The organism is Runella sp. (genome assembly GCF_027484545.1).
In the GTDB taxonomy this organism is placed as follows: Bacteria; Bacteroidota; Bacteroidia; order Cytophagales; family Spirosomataceae; genus Runella.
This window is the reverse complement of record NZ_JAIXST010000212.1, coordinates 22496-39730: the sequence shown is the minus strand read 5'-3', so window position 1 is coordinate 39730 and position 17235 is coordinate 22496. Positions and strand designations below refer to the sequence as shown.

General features: G+C 41.4%; 18 protein-coding genes. 11 read left to right on the top strand and 7 right to left on the bottom strand.

Translation table 11 applies throughout. From position 1 onward, the window contains the following. Positions 1–19 precede the first annotated feature (19 nt). The 3 genes from Q0081_RS19775 to Q0081_RS19765 all read left to right on the top strand — a co-directional run bounded on the left by Q0081_RS19775 (position 20) and on the right by Q0081_RS19765 (position 3592). Positions 20–373, top strand: a complete 354-nt coding sequence (locus Q0081_RS19775; protein WP_298357347.1) for a heavy-metal-associated domain-containing protein — start codon at positions 20–22, stop codon at positions 371–373. A 134-nt stretch (positions 374–507) separates the two neighbouring features. Beyond that, positions 508–1686: a hypothetical protein gene (locus Q0081_RS19770; protein ID WP_298357344.1), complete on the top strand. Its 1179-nt coding sequence runs from the start codon at positions 508–510 to the stop codon at positions 1684–1686. Continuing rightward, positions 1679–3592, top strand: a complete 1914-nt coding sequence (locus Q0081_RS19765) for a hypothetical protein (protein ID WP_298357341.1) — start codon at positions 1679–1681, stop codon at positions 3590–3592. Before Q0081_RS19770 ends, Q0081_RS19765 begins: the two co-directional genes overlap by 8 nt. A gap of 21 nt (positions 3593–3613) precedes the next feature. Here the strand turns inward: Q0081_RS19765 and Q0081_RS19760 are convergent, their stop codons facing one another. Next, positions 3614–6073, bottom strand: coding sequence for an alpha/beta hydrolase-fold protein (locus tag Q0081_RS19760; RefSeq protein WP_298357338.1), 2460 nt, complete (start codon positions 6071–6073; stop codon positions 3614–3616). A 166-nt stretch (positions 6074–6239) separates the two neighbouring features. Between Q0081_RS19760 and Q0081_RS19755 the strand changes: the two genes are divergently transcribed. Then, positions 6240–6431 carry a cold-shock protein gene (locus tag Q0081_RS19755; protein WP_013930995.1) on the top strand — a complete coding sequence of 64 codons (192 nt, stop codon included), beginning with the start codon at positions 6240–6242 and terminating at the stop codon, positions 6429–6431. An 84-nt stretch (positions 6432–6515) separates the two neighbouring features. Here Q0081_RS19755 and Q0081_RS19750 read toward each other — a convergent pair whose 3' ends face one another. Next, positions 6516–7376 carry an SMP-30/gluconolactonase/LRE family protein gene (locus Q0081_RS19750; RefSeq protein ID WP_298357442.1) on the bottom strand — a complete coding sequence of 287 codons (861 nt, stop codon included), beginning with the start codon at positions 7374–7376 and terminating at the stop codon, positions 6516–6518. Positions 7377–7570: 194 nt separating this feature from the next. On the opposite strand from Q0081_RS19750, the gene Q0081_RS19745 reads away from it, so the two are divergent. The 4 genes from Q0081_RS19745 to Q0081_RS19730 all read left to right on the top strand — a co-directional run bounded on the left by Q0081_RS19745 (position 7571) and on the right by Q0081_RS19730 (position 8873). After that, entirely contained in the window at positions 7571–7828 is a 258-nt protein-coding gene (locus Q0081_RS19745) for a hypothetical protein (protein ID WP_298357327.1), read from the top strand. A gap of 77 nt (positions 7829–7905) precedes the next feature. Next, positions 7906–8379, top strand: a complete 474-nt coding sequence (locus Q0081_RS19740; protein ID WP_298357324.1) for a DUF6932 family protein — start codon at positions 7906–7908, stop codon at positions 8377–8379. Positions 8380–8383: 4 nt separating this feature from the next. Then, complete coding sequence (locus Q0081_RS19735) at positions 8384–8623, top strand: hypothetical protein (protein WP_298357321.1); 240 nt, start codon at positions 8384–8386, stop codon at positions 8621–8623. Between the two features lie 16 nt (positions 8624–8639). Continuing rightward, positions 8640–8873, top strand: coding sequence for a hypothetical protein (locus tag Q0081_RS19730; RefSeq protein ID WP_298357318.1), 234 nt, complete (start codon positions 8640–8642; stop codon positions 8871–8873). A gap of 173 nt (positions 8874–9046) precedes the next feature. Here Q0081_RS19730 and Q0081_RS19725 read toward each other — a convergent pair whose 3' ends face one another. The 5 genes from Q0081_RS19725 to Q0081_RS19705 all read right to left on the bottom strand — a co-directional run bounded on the left by Q0081_RS19725 (position 9047) and on the right by Q0081_RS19705 (position 14286). After that, complete coding sequence (locus Q0081_RS19725; RefSeq protein ID WP_298357315.1) at positions 9047–9349, bottom strand: helix-turn-helix domain-containing protein; 303 nt, start codon at positions 9347–9349, stop codon at positions 9047–9049. Next, positions 9333–9680, bottom strand: a complete 348-nt coding sequence (locus Q0081_RS19720) for a type II toxin-antitoxin system RelE/ParE family toxin (protein WP_298357312.1) — start codon at positions 9678–9680, stop codon at positions 9333–9335. Before Q0081_RS19720 ends, Q0081_RS19725 begins: the two co-directional genes overlap by 17 nt. Before the next feature lie 91 nt (positions 9681–9771). Continuing rightward, positions 9772–13587, bottom strand: a complete 3816-nt coding sequence (locus tag Q0081_RS19715; RefSeq protein ID WP_298357309.1) for an Eco57I restriction-modification methylase domain-containing protein — start codon at positions 13585–13587, stop codon at positions 9772–9774. A gap of 166 nt (positions 13588–13753) precedes the next feature. Then, positions 13754–14017 carry a Txe/YoeB family addiction module toxin gene (locus tag Q0081_RS19710; protein WP_298357307.1) on the bottom strand — a complete coding sequence of 88 codons (264 nt, stop codon included), beginning with the start codon at positions 14015–14017 and terminating at the stop codon, positions 13754–13756. Beyond that, on the bottom strand, positions 14014–14286 hold the full coding sequence (locus Q0081_RS19705; protein WP_298357304.1) for a hypothetical protein: 273 nt from the start codon (positions 14284–14286) through the stop codon (positions 14014–14016). The genes Q0081_RS19710 and Q0081_RS19705 overlap by 4 nt, the downstream gene beginning before the upstream one ends. Before the next feature lie 299 nt (positions 14287–14585). Here Q0081_RS19705 and Q0081_RS19700 point away from each other — a divergent pair, with 299 nt between their 5' ends. The 3 genes from Q0081_RS19700 to Q0081_RS19690 all read left to right on the top strand — a co-directional run bounded on the left by Q0081_RS19700 (position 14586) and on the right by Q0081_RS19690 (position 17232). Then, entirely contained in the window at positions 14586–15899 is a 1314-nt protein-coding gene (locus tag Q0081_RS19700) for a site-specific integrase (protein ID WP_298357301.1), read from the top strand. Between the two features lie 64 nt (positions 15900–15963). After that, positions 15964–16836 carry a hypothetical protein gene (locus tag Q0081_RS19695; RefSeq protein WP_298357298.1) on the top strand — a complete coding sequence of 291 codons (873 nt, stop codon included), beginning with the start codon at positions 15964–15966 and terminating at the stop codon, positions 16834–16836. A gap of 105 nt (positions 16837–16941) precedes the next feature. Continuing rightward, positions 16942–17232 (top strand): helix-turn-helix domain-containing protein, encoded by a 291-nt coding sequence (locus tag Q0081_RS19690; RefSeq protein WP_298357296.1) that lies wholly within the window; start codon positions 16942–16944, stop codon positions 17230–17232. The last annotated feature ends 3 nt before the right edge of the window (positions 17233–17235 follow it).

The following is a 17235-nucleotide window of genomic DNA, read 5'->3' as shown; positions in this document are numbered from 1 at the left end:
GGTTGGGGGCTATAAACCAATGAAACAGTTAACATTCGTATTCGCCTTGATTTTGGGAGTGGTATTTAGTTCAACTGCCAATAAACCAAGCAAAGACAAAGAGGTCAAAATCAAAACTTCGGCCGTTTGTGAGATGTGCAAAGAACGCATCGAGAAAAACCTGACGCTCAGCAAAGGCATCACCGAAGCCGTATTAAACCTGGAGGATAAGGTAGTAACAGTAAAATACAATCCTAAAAAAACCGACGAAACTCAAATTCGGAAAGTAATTACCGATACGGGTTATGACGCCGACAATCTGCAATGCAGCCAAACGGCTCATGATAAGTTACCAAGTTGCTGCCAAAAAACGGCAGAATCGCACGCGCATTAAAAAGTAGCATTGTCATTTGTAAGGAGCCTTAAAAGCTCCTTTTTTTATTTGCAACAAGACTTTGCAATAAAAAAAATGCAATAAATTTTTGCAATAAAAGTAATGCAACTTACTTTTACAAAAAGATTCTACTTATGAAATTAAGCATTGGTAAAACTGCAACAGGTGATAATTTCTTTCTTCGGGACGACATTGTGGATGAAATTTACGAAGCCCTTGAAGAAGGACAAAACTTGTTGCTTTCAGCTCCTAGGCGAGTGGGCAAAACATCCATTATCCATTACATCAAAGACAATCCTGCCGACGAATACTACTGTGTTTATGTAGATACAGAAGATGTTAGTGATAGTCAAACCTTTTTTAAAGTACTCCTCAAAGCCATCTTTGACATCGAAAACAAGAATCGTTTTCTAAAAACTATCGAAAAGGCAGGTAAGAAAATCAAAAGTTTTCTAAGCAGCATTGACAACGTCGAAGTGGGTGGAGTCAAAATAGACTTCAATGAAAAAGCCGATGAAAAGCTGGATTACTACGAAAAATTCAAGGACTTTCTCGAAAAAGCGGATTTAGACAATCGCAAAATTCTGTTGATGATTGATGAATTCCCGGTTACTATTGAACACATCCGTGACGAGCAAGGCGAACAGGCTGCTCGAAATTTCCTGAAGCAAAATCGCGCCATCCGCCAAAATGACAAGTACAATCAAAAAATCAAGTTCATTTATACGGGTTCCATTGGCTTACTTTCTGTAGTCAAAAAGCTCAACGCAACTGCGGATGTCAATGATATTCAGACCTATAAACTACGTCCGTTATCGTTAAAAGATGCGTTAGAGTTAGCCAAAACGTTACTCGAAAACTATCAAATTGAGGCTTCGAACGAGGTTTTAACGTACTTATTGAAAGAGAAAATTGAATGGCTGATTCCGTTTCATATTCAACTGGCCATCAAAGAAATCCGTGATTTACATCGTATTGATGCTCGCGAAGTAAACAGGGCTTTTATTGACCAAGCTTTCAATGAGTTGGTTCTCAACGGAAGCATTTACCTCGAACACTACCGTGGACGTTTAAGTCAGGTTTTTAATCGAAACGAGTTGGCACTGGTACACGAACTACTCAAAAAGCTCGCTGAATATCAATCCGTAGCTGAGTTGGAATTGTACGATTTGGCCGTGAAGCATCGCCTCGAAGAATCGTTCAAAAATATCCTGCTTACCCTCGAATATGACGGGTACATTGCCGAAACAAACGAGAAACAATGGCGGTTTTATTCTCCAATCCTCAAAAAGTGGTGGTCAAAAAATGTCTGATAAAAAACTAAAATACCTATTTAATCCTCCTCAAAAAGAACCACTGCAACTCAAAGCAGAGTTTGTAGTGAGAACGGCTGTTTTTGAACAACTATTTACGGATATTCAGGAGGATACCATGCAGCACCCACCGCAGCACTACATGATTTTAGGGCAAAGAGGCATGGGTAAAACGACGCTTTTACTGCGTCTCAAATATGCGGTACTGGACGATGAAAAACTCAATAAATGGCTCATTCCTGTACTTTTTAACGAAGAACAGTATTCGATGCCCGATTTGGCGGCGTTTTTTGAACACATTGCCAAAATCCTTGCCGAAGACCACCCTGCTTACGAAACGCTTTTGAATGAAATGCGAAAGCAGGAGTTCGAAGCCGACTATGACCAAAAAGCCTTTGAAATTTTAGTGGATTATTTGAAGCAGAACCAACAGAAAATCATTGTTTTTCACGACAATTTTGGGCAATTTTTGGAGAAAATTGGCAAAACCGCCACGCACCGCCTCCGCAATATTCTGATGAATTCGCCCCACCTACGATTGGTGGGTGCCTCAGCTACCTTGCTCGAACATACGTTTGATTACAAAGAGCCATTTTTTGACTTCTTTTATCAGATTCGGCTCAAAGGCATGACCACCGATGAGACGATTCCGCTTTTTGAGAAATTGGCCGAAAACGAAGGCAAAAGCGAGACATTTCAAGAAATGCTCAAAACCGAACGTCCGCGCATTGAGGTGATGCGTAAACTATCGGGCGGCGTGATACGTACGATGGTGATGCTCTTTGATGTCTTTATGGACAACGAAAAACAGGATAGTTTTAAAGACTTGGAGGTGATTTTGGACCGGGTAACGCCCCTCTACAAACACCGCATGGACGACCTCAAACCACAGCAGCAACTCATCGTAGATGCTGTGGCACGGGCGTGGGATGCCGTGACCGTGAGTGAGATTGCCGAATTGGCCCGCTCGGAAAGACAAGGTTTAAAAACCAATCAAATATCAGCCCAACTCAAACAATTAGTGGATAACCAAATCATTGAAATAGAACCCCGCACCACAGGCCGCACCCATCTCTATCGTTTACAGGAACGATTTTTCAATATTTGGTACTTAATGCGCTACTCTACCCGCCAAGACAAACAGCGAGTGATTTGGTTTGTAAAGTTTCTGGAAGGCTGGTGCGACACTACCGACCTCAAACAACTTTTTGAACGATTTGAGAATAACTTAGAGAAGGGAACGTACGAATTAAATACGGTTTTTGATAGGACGTTGGCTTATTCGATGGTGGAGAATGAGGAAGTTTTACCTGAAAAACTTAAGTTAATTCTTAATGCAATTGATTTTTTAAAAAATAATGGATACGGAGAAAAGTATTTAGAATTACTTAAAGAAAGGCATAGCGAAGTATTATTTGAATCTACAAGAAGAATATATAAAGAAATTGTTTCAGAAGTTCAGAATTTCCAATCTAAAATTTCTAATTATTCCAAGGCATATTTACGTAAGGTAGCTCTTGATTTATCAAATCAAGCTAATGGAATTAATGCCTTTTTCCCGCTAGCTATTCATTTGGTTCTTTTGGGCAATATTGAACTTGCTTTAAAATATTATTCATATTTTTTTGTTAAAGAACTAAAAAACCTTCTTTTTTGGCAACTCCAAGAGTTTTATTTGATACTAATTTCTATGAAACAGTATCATACTATTTACAAACTCTTTCAAGAAACTCCAGAGTTAAAAGACCATCTAAAACCTATTTATTTCTTAACAATGGAATATTTGAAAGATGAATATCCTAATGAATATCTAAAGGCAGGCGAAGAAATGCATGATACGATTGAAGAGTTGAAAGAAAGCGTAAAATGGTTTGAGGCGAATTTATCATTAACCCTTCTCCAATAAAGAGAAGGGCTGAAAGAAGCTCTATTGCGCTTTCACCGCATCACTCTTCGTCACCTGCCAATTGTTATCAAAAAAGCCTGCGAGTTTAACGCCTTTGGTTCCTTCTTTGAGCATATCCGTTCCAAAAATGAAGTAATCAGGAAAACCGCTACCTCCGGTAAAGTATTGGTTAGACTCCGTCGCCAACATTCCTGCTAAACCGGAACCGGAAACTACGGCCACCGAAGCAAAAGGGCTGTCAGGACGAGGATAGGTAAAATAAGCGCCCAAGTTATCACCTGTCAGTTGCTCCTCTCCTACTTTGATACTGCCTCGCTGAATTTGAATCGGGCTGTTGGAAAGCAAAGTAGTCCAAGCGCTGTTTGTGGTGGCATTTCCAAATAGAATTACTCCTCGGTCGGCGTACCCGGCGGGTGTAAATTCACGGTCAGGAATCATATCCACCGCACCGTTGCCGCGATAATACCAAGTTTCCGCATCGTAACGAGCTTTGTTATAGGCCCATTCATTTTCTTCTTTGGTTCCCGCAGTTCCGTACACAAATACCATCCGATGGTTGAAGGCGGCTTTAAATGTGCCGTTTCGATGCGAACCGCGTTGAGCTATGGTAGGTTTTTCAGCAGTTGCCCACTTCCCGTTTTTGGTAAAATACAAAGGTTGGTCGCCCAATTTACAATCCGAACACACTTCCACTTCGTCTATTTTTAATTTAAAAGATTGCCCTTTTGGAAAGGCCCCCGGCAGTACCATAAACGTCCGTACGTTATCGGTAGTTACCGTAATGCTTTTGTCGTTTAGTGTACGTTTGGCCTGAACACGGCTATAATTAAGCGGAATTTCCTGCTGTTCTATCCCTGCCCAATGATAATTAGAAGAAATCCCGGGATTGGCCGTGGTGAAATCAATCACGTCTATTTCCTCCACTTTCTTGCTGCGATGCCATTGAAAGAAGTCAAACAGCGCAGGCCAATCCACACTGTGGTCACCGTACCAATGCGAACCGTTGGGATATTCGTAGTACGAGAAATCATTGTGAAAAGCCCCCAATGTGTTACGCATGGTGCGGGCGTATTCGACCGAAACCGTACGGTCGGCATCACCGTGCAAAATATAAATACCGCTGGCTTTGTAATTGGAAGCCAACGCCATTACGTTACTCGGATTGCTGGCTCGAAGTAACATTTGTTCTACTTTGTCGGTACTATTTTCGGGAATTTTACCGTCGGCGGACCCATACCCCATCAAGGTTGGATAACCCGCGCAGGGTGCCACTCCTGCCCATTTACCGGGATAAGTAGCGCCTAAATACCAGCTGCCGTGCCCTCCCATGGAGTGCCCCGTAAGGTAAATCTTTTGGGGATTCGGATTGAACTTCTTTTTAGCAACTTCCAACACTTCAAGTGCGTCTATTCGGCCCCAATCTTCCCAATTGAAACCTCTGGGGCGGCGGTTAGTAGGAGCTACCAAGGTACCCCAATCTTTTGATTTATAAGCCCTTGCCTGCCCAATCGCCTCCACCCCGGCACCGTGTACGGATAAAAACAGGGCTGCCGTATCCTTTTGCCCGCCTTTTTGGGGAGCCACGCCGAAATACTGAACACTGCCATCTATGGCGCTGATAAACGTATTGCTGTAGTGCTCATTGGACGAAACGGCCTGCAATGGAATTGTCTTTTGATCAATCGCTTTGCCATTTTGCAGTAACGTAAGTTCACAAGCCACTTCGCCTTTTTGCTGAACGGCACTCAAATCCATTTTAAAACCTACTTTTCGAGAATTCAGGGCGGTGACGGCGGGTACATCGGTAATGATTTCTTTGCCCTGTATCACCGCACGGAGCCGTAAATCAGTCAATGGCTTTTCGGTCAAATTGAACAATACAATTCCTCCCCAAACAGGCTCGGCATTTTCAGTAAGAACGATATGCGGCAGTGTTATATCCGGTGTACTTATCAGGATATTTTTAGCAGGAAAAATCAAATTAGCCATAACACCTTGAAAGCGTCCGCCCATGCCCACCCGTACCAAAATTTCGTTCACCCCTTTTTTGAGCTTAACGGGGCTATACATGTAGCCATATTGGTTGGCATCGCCTCCGCGCGGTACGCCATTGAAATACAATCCTGCGTGGCCTGCTACCTGCAATAACGCCATAATCTCTTTGGGAGCGGTGTAGGTCAAATATAGGTAGCCATTGCTCAATGCTGCATGTCGAAATCGTTTGGCAGTATCGGCCACTACCCGCTGCCATTTCAGTTCTTTTCCTTGCGCATCCGTCAAAAATGTTTTTCCTTCGGCAGGTACCGCAAAGGTTTTATGAATTAATTGATAGGTCAATTGGTCCTTGTAAATAGCCTCGCGCCCGTATTGATGACAAGGCCCTACCACGAGTCCTTCCGTAAATGCATGGGTAGTTTGGGCGTAGCTGATATTGGTACATAATAATCCTACTAAAAGAAGTAAGTAAAAGGTAGGTTTCATATAAATGGGTGGTTTTTAATTTTTTTTAAAATATAGACAAATATAGTTTTTTTGTCCTTATTTCTGAGGGTTTTGAATTCCCTTCCGAAAATAAAAAAATGTAAATTAGGTATTGCCATTATTTTACCATACCTTTGATTCTCAATACTTAATAAAGAATAATAGAATGCAAGAAGGAACAGTAAAATTTTTTAATGACACCAAAGGATTTGGTTTTATTACTCCATCTAATGGTGGCGCAGACATTTTTGTACACGTAACAGGTCTTAATGAAGACATTCGTGAGAATGACAATGTGTCTTTCGACGTAGAAAACGGTAAGAAAGGTTTAAATGCAGTTAACGTAAAAGTTATCTAATTTTATTCATATAAATGACTCTGTAAGAGGCTGTCTCCTTCATTGGAGACAGCCTTCTTTTTTGTATTAAAATCATAAGTTTTACTACTCTACTCCTTTCACCTGCATTTGCAGTGTATAAATAGACTCAGAGGCCGTGATAAACAATAGGTTACGGTCTTTTCCTCCAAAACATACGTTACCTACCCAACCTGACGGAACCAGAATATTGGTAATTTTCTTACCCGTTGGGTCGTAGACGGTCACGCCGCGACCGGTAATGTAGAGATTGCCCAAATTGTCCAGTGTGATTCCGTCTGAACCCTGAGCCACAAAAAGTTGGCGATTTGACAAAGTGCCATCGGCATTAATTCCGTATTTGTAGGTTTTGTTGTCGCGAATATCAGCTACGTAGAGATATTTACCATCAGGTGTGCCTACGATGCCATTGGGCTGCTTCAAATTATCGTCCACCAAGACCGGCTCTTTTTTCCCTTTGGGCAAAAAATAGACGTTTTGTTTTTCCATATCCGGCTTTTTTCGCTCCCAATAATCGCGCGGATAAAAAGGATCCGTAAAATAAATACCGCCTTTGGGATGAATCCATAAATCATTGGGTCCGTTGAAGGTACGCCCCTGAAAACCATCCACCAAAACGGTTGTTTTGCCTTTGGGAGAAATTGACCACATCTCATTTTTTTCGTCGGCACAGGAAATGATATTGCCTTTTTTATCAATGTACAACCCGTTGGAACGCCCTGTTTTTTCCATATAGAGCGACAAATTTCCTTCCGTATCGTATTTCCAGATTTTATCGTTAGGTTGGTCGGTAAAATAGATATTTCCTTTTTTGTCCACCGCAGGGCCTTCCGTAAACTTAAATTGTTTGGAAACCTGTTGAAGAATCGCACCGGGCGCCACCAATTTGGCAGCATCCTCCTGAGCATTGGCAGCAGAGGAACCCATAAAGATTGAAAAAGAAAAAAGTAAAGCGTTACGATATTGATTCATTGGTAGTTATTTTTGGGCATATAAGTACCCTTTGGCGCATATTCTACTGAAAAACGCAGGGGAATCTACCACAATTAGCATTCATCCCAACCTACCCGTTAACTTTGGAGTAGGTTTGTATCTATTCACGCACTCCATTCGCTAAAACCATGAAAGTAACCTGGACATTTTACCCGCGAAACCAACCGAGCATTACTCTAACGGTCATTTACGTGCCGAAATTGGATGCCCGCCAATTTCGTCTATTATACGAGCCTACCAATACCGCTTTTGTGGACTGGGATACCTTTAAAATCTTTAACGGAAACGATCTCAAGGCCAAGCAGGACGCCTTTCAACGCCTCACCCGAATCTTTAAACCGAATGTGAATTTGGGGGATGAAGTGCTTGAGTTGGCGGAGGGATAACTGTGAAAGCAGACTTTGGAAGAGTATTGCCAATTAAAAGTAAATACCGTAAATTTGAATTAAATACAGTATGACATTTGACCGCTGCGGCGGACCGTCAACACGGATACCTTACGCCCTATGAAGTGATACTGACAGACTTTGAAACGTTTGAACAGGTGTTTGTAAAAGAGTTTTCTGAAATGAGTAAACGTCAAAGATGGTTTAACAACTATTTATCCTATATGGACTCCTTAAAACAAGTGATTGGGGCCGATTTTGTACAATGGATAGATGGAAGTTTTATAAGCCGAAAATTTAACCCTAACGACATTGACTTTTTAACTTTTATTGACTTTGAAAGTTACCAACAGCATGAGCAAGAAATAGAGAAATTTCGATTACGCAGATACTCACGCAAGTTAGGAACTGATGGCTGTTTTGTAAAGGTGTATCCATCCAATCATCCTTTGCACAACATTTACCAAATAGAGTGTAAACGTTGGTTGTTTGATTTTACGACCGAATATGTTACAAAACGCCCAAAAGGAATTATTCAACTCAATTTTTAGACCCATGGAAGAAATTAATGAATTGATTTTAAACAATGAACAACGCGCCGCCGCCGTAGCCAAACTATTTCAGTTGATTGAAATGGACACCGAAATAATTGAGCAATACCGCGCCAACGGCATCAATGATGCCCACGTAAGGCAATACGTGGACATAAGAAACGAAAACCTCCAAAAGTTAGGCCAACTATTGGACGCTCGCAGCGGCGAACCGCCCAAAACTCAAAATTCATTTGACATTTGAAAACGCGGCATAGGTAATGGAACGACAACCAACCGTAGCAGTCGTATTATGCGCCCGCAACGGCGGTTCGATAATTGAATTGATTGAGCAAATCAACGGCACGCTACAAATACACCGTAACGACCGCGCGGCGGACCGTCCGGAACCCGATGCCTTTGTCATTGAACAATACGAATACCGCAGGAGTCAATACTTGTCGAACCGCCGATGCGGGCGAATTGGCCGTACTTATGCAACCGTTAGGCGTTGAAATACAATGGAAAAATCAAAACGCAGCCTAAAAGCTGACTTATTTCCCCTCCACTATCGCGATTTCCTCCTCCGTTAAGCCATACAGGGCATACTCCAAGCGGTCTATTTCGGCTTCTAAGGCTGATGTATCGGCGTTACTATCGGCAGCTTTGGCGGTTAGGATTTTTATCTTTACAATTTTATGTTTAGTTGTAAATGTCCACCTAAACCAAGTTCTACAATTTTTTGAAGCGTTGAAAGTCTGACTTCCTTAATGTTGTTTTCAATCTTAGAAATATAAGATTTTGTCATGCCTACTTTTTCAGCAAGTTCTTCTTGCGTTAGACCTTTCACCAGCCTTGCTTCGTGAATCAAAGCACCTATTTTAAAGTTTTCATAGCCAGCTTCAAGGGCATCTCGTTTTGCGGTTCCAGGTATTCCGTAGTTTTTATCCTTGAATTGATCAAGGGTCAAGACACTATTTTTCGCTTTCATATTCTTGTTTGATTTTTAATGCTTTCTCAATTTCACTTTTAGGGGTCTTTTGTGTTTTCTTTTGAAAACCGTTGGCTAATACAACTAATTGTCCTTGGTCAAAAAAACAGAAAATGCGAAAAATATCACTGCCTTGTTGAATCCTTAACTCGTATAGCCCATCTGTATTTTCTAAATGCTTCAAATAGGTTTCTGGAATTTTCGGAAGCTCTTCAATAAGTTGAAGTGTCCAAACAATTTTGTCTTTCACCTTGTCACGCTGTTTTACAAAGAATTCCTGAAAGTAGTCTTTGTAGAAAAGAATTGTTCGTTTTTTCTGATTTCCTTCCACGTTGTAAATTTATAAAATGTTTCACTAAAGTGCAACTTTCTCAAAATCGATAGGGTGTTGTTACCAAGGCTTTTAGACCCTGACTGCGTTTTTACCCCTCTACTATCGCGATTTCCTCCTCCGTTAAGCCATACAGCGCATACACCAAACGGTCTATTTCTGATTCTAAGGCGGTGGTGTCGGCGGGGGCCGCGCCATTGTTGGATTTGTTCGTGATTATTTGGTTGACTAATTCGATAATTGACTCTTTTTTTTCAGGTGATGCGTGAGGGATAGGGAAAGTTTTAAAATAAATACTGCTTGGTTCATAAAACCCGCCTCTAAGCGTAGGCAATAGCTGTTGAAAAAGGAAGTAGGTAACTTTACTATTGAGTACTGCCAATAGAAATTTATCATCCATGGCAATTATAAAACACTTTTGATTTGTGTAAAAAGAGGCTTTATCAATGATAAATTCAGGTTGTCGACAAATATTAGGGTAGACAATTTTAGGCTTCTCAAACTCGTCATAGTAAGCACAAGCCCTTAATTCCCACCAATATTCACCCTTATCTGTTCGTATTTTTGCTTTGTCTTTAAAAGGTTCAAGATGTTGGCAAATAGCTGGGTAATTGTTTTGGAGCCGTTTCCATGCCGGTTCTTCATCCACCTTACCAAACATTGCTTTTGTGCTGCCGGAACGGAATAATATCAAAAATTTATCAACCGTGGGAGGGTGGTAACGTTTTACATCTCTACCTCCCAAAAACGGCTTGATAACTTCAGCACTTCGCGCGTCTTCCGTAATCAATTTATCTTTGGTAGCGGCATCAATTACGAAGGCTTCATTGAGCCCTGTCTTTATGCCGTAATATATTTGACCCTTTACATAATCATTAAGTGGGGTTCCCGTTGTCCGTAATTTGGTCATTAGTTGCTGTACTGCTCCGTTAGTGAGTTGCCAACTATCGTCTTTTAAACTTTCAAAATTTACCTCGAAACGGTTCGCTTGGACATAATCAGATAACCCAACATCATATTTTAACGTATCTATCTGAGCCGCTTGAAAATGATTGGAAGCAGGCGCGTTACGAATACTCAAAATGCTTGGGTAGGTGGTAGCCTCGTCAAAAACGGGCAAATCACCAAAGTCGGCAATTTGTTCAATCGCCAACGTTTTCAGCCATTTACGGAGGTTTTCACCGTAGCCCGCTCTCATCCATTTGTTTGGAATGATGAACACGAATTGACCATTGGGGCGTAAAATGCGTAAACCATGCTCCACGAACATCACGTAAAGGTCAGCCGTACCCGTGTAGGTTTTGGGGAAATCTTTTTTCAGTAATGTTTTTGATTCTCCTAAATCCTCCTGTCGGATGTAAGGTGGATTACCGATAACCGCGTCAAAACCCACAAAATCGCCTTTTTCGTTCAGTACTTCGGGAAACTCAAACCGCCACTCAAACGAACCCCGATAGAGGGCATTACTTTCAATATTTGCCCATTCTAATTCGGCTTGTTCAATTTGTTTATCTAACTTTATCTTTTCATCCTCAATCAATTTAGTGTCTTTGACCATTTTAGTACCGCGAATTTTAGTACCAAATAGGTCAGTATCAATATCCAAAACATCACGTTGTCCACGTAGTACAGAGAGTTTTTTTCGACGATGGTCAGTATTAATAATTTTATCGCGAAACTGCTCTTTTATTTCTCCTATAAACCTTAATAATTCACTTTTTGCGTCTTTATCGCGCACATTTTTGTACGCAGTAACAGCATCCTTGTAAGTTTTAAAACTAAATTTCTGCTTTTGAAAAACGTCAGTCAGGTCTTCTGTAAGGCTAAATTTGCTCAAAAGGCTGTTTCCCTGCTTGATATTGATGTCAATGTTGGGGAGGGTTTCCAGTTCCGTAAAACCCGATTCTTCGGTATAATAGGCATTTTTCAATAACTCAATCCACAGGCGCAAACGGCAAATTTTTACGGAGTTGGGGTTAATGTCCACTCCGAAAAGACAGTTTTCAATCAGCGTTTGTTTTTCGTGGAACAAAGTCTTTTGGATGCGTTGGCGTTCGGGCGTTGGTTTTCCAGTGGCTTGCAGAAAATATTGAAACGGCGTTTCGTCATCATCCAGAACAATCAACTCATCATTCAGAACGCTAACGGTATAGCCTTTCAGCCGTTTTCCTGTTTCATCCTGCAAAATACCCAGTTCCGACTTGATAGCGATGAGTTCGTTGAGTCCCGATACCAGAAAGTGGCCAGACCCCACGGCAGGATCACAGAGGGCAAGTTCATTGATCAGGGCGTTGGCTTCATTTCTATCAAGGTCTTTGTCTTCCAACGCGGCAAAATCGGCACAGTTCCAGCCTTTGGCATCGTTGAACTTCTGAACCACCGCCTTACGAATGGTTTCGCGGCACATGTATTCGGTGATGAATCCGGGCGTATAAAAAGAACCGTCTTTGTAGCCGTTGATTTTCTCAAAAATCAGCCCCAATACGGAGGCATTAATCAACGACCTGTTTTTTTCCTGAATCGTCTCACGGCTTTCCGAGGCAAAATCATAAGCATCCAAAAACGCAAACAGGTAAGAGAGCGTTGGCACTTGTTTGGCGTTTTTATAGGCGGGGTTGTCGTTCAGTACGCTTTTACTCAACAGCGGTAAGGTTTGGCTATCGTCGAGGCTATTGATATTGATGGTGGCGTCTTCCAATTCGCTAATTTCAAACAAAGAGCTGTTCAGGTAAGGAATACGGCCAAACTTGGTTTGGATAGAAGAACGGCGTTCGGAGGGGCGTTTGGCTAAGACCTGAAAAAACAGTTTAAAGAGTTCGTCAAAATCGGCAATCGTTTCGCGGTTCAGGAAAGAATACGTTTTGTCTTGGTTGTGGTAACTGACCAACTGCGATTCCAACAGTTTAAGAAACAAGATTCGATTGACCCACGTAATACAAAGTTCTAAGGCAACGCTGAACAGTTGTTCATCCGTAGTGGCTCCGTATTGCGCCCGGTCGGGGAGGTGGTAGAGTTTGCCCGCTGTATCAAGTTGGATAATGGTATTTTCGAGCAATGACCCCTCGTCCCGTTTATCGGCTTCTTTGCGTCGAATCACTTTTTTTCCGCCGTCTTTTACCTCCTCCAAGCCAATCAGGTGCAGCAGTTCGGAATAAAATTTAGGGTTGAGTTTATTACTGTCCGTCGTCGTTGGCAGCTTCAGCAGATGCGTAGGCGACACGATTTTGTAAAGGGGTAAGAGCGCCTTATCATTGGCTGTATTGCTATCGGCAACGATTTTTTTAAAATTGCGAATGTCAAAGTAGGTGAACGGTATTTCCTCCTTCAGCTCGGCCAAAAACGGTTTGGCAATTTCGTTGTAAAACAGTTCATTGTTGGTACTCACTTTTTGCCCCGACGCCCAAGCCCTATATTCTTTAATTAAATGGGCGTTTTTGTAAAATACCCGCTCGAACAGAGCCGCGTCAAAAATGAACCATTCATACACGTTGGTAATGACACAATAGCGTAAATCGCTGTTTTTGTCTTTGGTACGTTCGCGAAAATAATACAGGATTAACTCCTGCATGGCTTTGGTGTTCAGGTTTTCGCGCGTAATCATTTCTCCTTTATTGGTCGGACGTTTGACCTCAAAGAGTACCCCGGCGGGGGCGTTGGCTTCTTTGCCGGTATGAATCACAAAATCGGTTTTTCCCTTGGTGGCTATCAAATACGCGTCTTTGTAATAGACCTCTTTGAGAAAGTCCATTAAATGCCCTTTTACGTTCTCTTCGCTTTCCTGTTCGTTGATGCGATTCAGCAGGGTTGTGAAGTTGGCTTTGAATCGGTCAATCTGTTCGCGGTTGCCAGATTGTAAGCGATAAACTTTTTCGAGTGATTCAGTGGGTGTGAGGGATTTAAGAAGCATATTAAAATCGTTAAGATAAGCCAATGTAAGGCAAATTTAACGATTGGGCAAATCAGGAATTTAAAAAGTTACGCTATTGTCGGTATTTTCACCAACAACCCTTTTGAAGCAAAGATTGTCGGTCATAAGACCAACAACGGCGGAGAACTTCGAGAAGTGTTAATAGCTAATCATCGTAATGCCCCATCAGAGACAGAATCACAATTATATCAGCGGTTACTTCGTACACCATGCGATTGCCATCATCAATCCTACGAGACCAACAACCGCTTAAATTGCCGCGTAAAGGTTCTGGTTTTCCGATACCCTCAAAGGGAGCACGCCTTACCTCACTGATAAGTCTCACAATACGTTGATATGTTTTACGGTCTTGGGTTACCCACTGAGCCAGTTCTTCAAATGAATCCTGTTTGAATTCGACACTCCTCATGGCTTAACCTTCTTATACTTTTCTATATCAACAGACTCTCCTTTAAGAAGTTGGCTTGTTATATCGTCAAAACTATCTCCCTCAAAAAGATACGATACAGGGCTATTTTGACGCTGCTGAATCTTCTGCTCAAATGCCGATACCGTCATTTTATCCGGCGATTCAGCTTTTAAGTTGAGCGTAAGCCTCTTCCCCTTGAAGGTTGATTTGAGGGATTTGAAAAACTTATAATCAAGTTCGCTTTCGTCTAAGTAGTACGTGGCTTCCATGAAGAATCAATTTTAATCGAAAATGGCATAAAATATTGATAATTTATCTAAAACAATTAGAAAAACCCGCTAAATCATAAGATTTAGCGGGTTTTGTGGAGCCGGTGGTACTCGAACCTATAAAATTGTACCTTACCCAATGCTACTAAAATACACTGATAATCAATTATTTATAAAAGTCAATAGTAAAGAGGGATAAAGAGAAATAAGATTAAATTAACAAAAAGTGTCCCCCAAAGTGTCCCCCAAAAAATAAAGTTTACTATCTTTGTTCTGTTCGATTTTTAACCGTTTCAGATATGGCAAAGATAAACTTTTACCTCCGTGATAAGGAGGCCGACAGCCCTACCCCTATTTTGTTGTTTGTTAGTTACAATGGTGTACGTCTTACCAAGTATCCAACAGGAGAAACCATTGACCCGTTATTTTGGGACTCTAAAACCCAACGAGCCAAACAAACTAAGAAGAACCCGACCTATCCCGAATTTAATACCCGTCTTTCCAACATTGAGACAGTAGCGGAAAATATACTACGTCAATATATGAACGATAACGACCAACAGCCGCCAACGTTGGAGACTTACCGCGACTTATTGAATCAGAGCCTCAACAAAACCCCGAAAAAGGAAGAAGTCAAACCATTGGATTTGTTTGGATTCATTGAAGGTTTTCTAAAAGAGTACGAAACCAAACTGAACGACAAAACCGCGAAACCCGTCACAAAAACGACATTGAGGGTTTACCGCCAATCGTTGCGGGTATTGAAAGAGTTTAAGGATAAGAACTACAAAAACAGAGAATTTAGTTTCGCCCAGATTGACTACTATTTCTATACACAGTTTCAACAGTTTCTTGTAAAACAGAACTTTGCAACCAATACAATCGGGAAACACATTCGAACGCTCAAAACGTTTTTCTTAGAGGCACGGGAACGCGGTTTAATGCCCAATTTCAGCACAAAAAAGTTTAAGGTAGTATCAGAGTCCTCCGACGCAATCTATTTGAATCAGCGCGAATTAAACACCCTTTTTGAACTTGATTTGAATATGAACCCGCGACTCGAAAAAATCAGAGACTTATTTTTAGTGGGTTGTTGGACGGGGTTACGGTTTTCAGATTTTACCCGTATCAAAAAAGAAAACATTGACGGGGAGTTTATCGAGATGGAAACCCAAAAGACGGGGGAGGTTGTCGTAATTCCGATACATTGGCAGGTAGAGGCAATATTGAAACGATACGAAGGTAAAACCCCTAACAGCCTCCCCCAACCTATCAGCAATCAAAAGATGAACGACTATCTCAAAGAGTTGGGGAAAATGGCGGGGTTTGAGGAAACGGTATCCGAATCCATCACTAAAGGGGGCATAAGGCAGACCGTAAACCATCCAAAATGGGAAATGATAACAACGCACACTGCGCGACGTTCGTTTGCCACAAATCAATATTTGGCGGGTTTTCCTTCTACTTCCATTATGAAGATAACTGGACACCGTACCGAATCGTCGTTTATGAAGTATATCAAAGTGACACCCCGCGAAAATGCCAACAACCTACGGGAACTATGGAAGAAAAACACCCCCTCAAAGGATGAACCGTTCCGTATTGCCAACTAATTAAACTCATACCTCCCCCTACCAACAGACCGCGTAGGGGGTTTTACTTGTTCGATTTTTTGAAATGAAAAAACAGATTATTTGGGTAACACCTCCATTACGTTTATTTGTATTCAATGCACCTAAAGGTTTTTTACCTATAAAAAACGAGGTGTATTATACATATAGGAAAAACCCCTATGAGGTTTATGATGAAGAAACCCCCAATTTAGACACAGACCCCTTTGTTGAAGAAATTAAACCATTTCATTTGCGGTACTTTTTTAAGACAGAGGAGAATCTAACAGCAGATGGAAAATTTGCAGAACAGGGATATTGGAAACATACTTTTGCGGAAATGACTGAATTAAAAGTATTACAGGCGTTTTTTAATAGATTATTTGAATATTATGAGACTGACCAAGTAGAACTCTTTTTAGACTTTCACTATAACAGTTATCGTGGTGACCTTGATGAATGGTTAGATAAAGTAACTTCCTTTTTTGAAAAAATGTATTTTTATACGGATGAACATCCGCCCAAAATTGCATATCTTAGAGTTAAAAAAAATGCCGATAAATGGATAGCTGAAAAACGTAAAGAGTTGGCAGAATTGAAGGGCGAAACAATAGAACAACCGCCAACGGTGGAGGTAGTAGAAGAAACCCCAAAGAATACAGTAGAACGAACAAAACTGCAATGGAATGCCTCAAATAGTGCGCTGTATCATTTGTTTGCTAAACTAAGTGAAAAACAAACTACGAAAGGAGAAATACCCCTTAACTATACGCCCGAATTGTTGGCTAAGTTTTTAATTGAATCGTTTACAGACCTACCCGACATAAAAACCATACAACGCGAAATACAGAAATACAGAAAGACGGGAGGCATGGCAGAAAAATTGCCTCCTAAAGAGGCTATTGATATACGGGGTATAGATTTTAGTGCAGAAATTTGATTGAATTTGCCTGTTTTTTATCCGTAAATTATACATCTTTTATCCGTCGGAAAAATTAACCTTACTTCTCTTTGCTGTTTTGCATCCTAATCAAAAAATAAAACGATGACAACAGTAATTAGTACAACCTTCACGCCCGATGAATTGACAGGGCTAATTGAGGCAGCGGTTGAACGTACGGTTCGACCCATTATTGAGGCAGCGGTTCGGCCTCCACACTCCCCCAAACTATTGACCCGACAGGAAACCGCGCGTTTCTTGGGCGTATCCTTGCCTACGTTGCACGAATGGACAATGGGCGGCAAAATTACCGCCAACCGTATTGGAACGCGGGTACGGTACTATCAGACCGACGTAGAGGCAGCAGTTCAACAAATCAACGCGGGGAAACGATAGGGG

Coding starts and splice junctions, on each gene's coding strand:
- Q0081_RS19745 (WP_298357327.1), top strand. CDS start 7,571: ATGAAAGTAACCTGGACATTTTACCCGCGAAACCAACCGAGCATTACT.
- Q0081_RS19775 (WP_298357347.1), top strand. CDS start 20: ATGAAACAGTTAACATTCGTATTCGCCTTGATTTTGGGAGTGGTATTT.
- Q0081_RS19725 (WP_298357315.1), bottom strand. CDS start 9,349: ATGAAAGCGAAAAATAGTGTCTTGACCCTTGATCAATTCAAGGATAAA.
- Q0081_RS19730 (WP_298357318.1), top strand. CDS start 8,640: ATGGAACGACAACCAACCGTAGCAGTCGTATTATGCGCCCGCAACGGC.
- Q0081_RS19700 (WP_298357301.1), top strand. CDS start 14,586: ATGGCAAAGATAAACTTTTACCTCCGTGATAAGGAGGCCGACAGCCCT.
- Q0081_RS19760 (WP_298357338.1), bottom strand. CDS start 6,073: ATGAAACCTACCTTTTACTTACTTCTTTTAGTAGGATTATTATGTACC.
- Q0081_RS19710 (WP_298357307.1), bottom strand. CDS start 14,017: ATGAGGAGTGTCGAATTCAAACAGGATTCATTTGAAGAACTGGCTCAG.
- Q0081_RS19705 (WP_298357304.1), bottom strand. CDS start 14,286: ATGGAAGCCACGTACTACTTAGACGAAAGCGAACTTGATTATAAGTTT.
- Q0081_RS19690 (WP_298357296.1), top strand. CDS start 16,942: ATGACAACAGTAATTAGTACAACCTTCACGCCCGATGAATTGACAGGG.
- Q0081_RS19770 (WP_298357344.1), top strand. CDS start 508: ATGAAATTAAGCATTGGTAAAACTGCAACAGGTGATAATTTCTTTCTT.
- Q0081_RS19765 (WP_298357341.1), top strand. CDS start 1,679: ATGTCTGATAAAAAACTAAAATACCTATTTAATCCTCCTCAAAAAGAA.
- Q0081_RS19715 (WP_298357309.1), bottom strand. CDS start 13,587: ATGCTTCTTAAATCCCTCACACCCACTGAATCACTCGAAAAAGTTTAT.
- Q0081_RS19695 (WP_298357298.1), top strand. CDS start 15,964: ATGAAAAAACAGATTATTTGGGTAACACCTCCATTACGTTTATTTGTA.
- Q0081_RS19750 (WP_298357442.1), bottom strand. CDS start 7,376: ATGGGTTCCTCTGCTGCCAATGCTCAGGAGGATGCTGCCAAATTGGTG.
- Q0081_RS19755 (WP_013930995.1), top strand. CDS start 6,240: ATGCAAGAAGGAACAGTAAAATTTTTTAATGACACCAAAGGATTTGGT.
- Q0081_RS19735 (WP_298357321.1), top strand. CDS start 8,384: ATGGAAGAAATTAATGAATTGATTTTAAACAATGAACAACGCGCCGCC.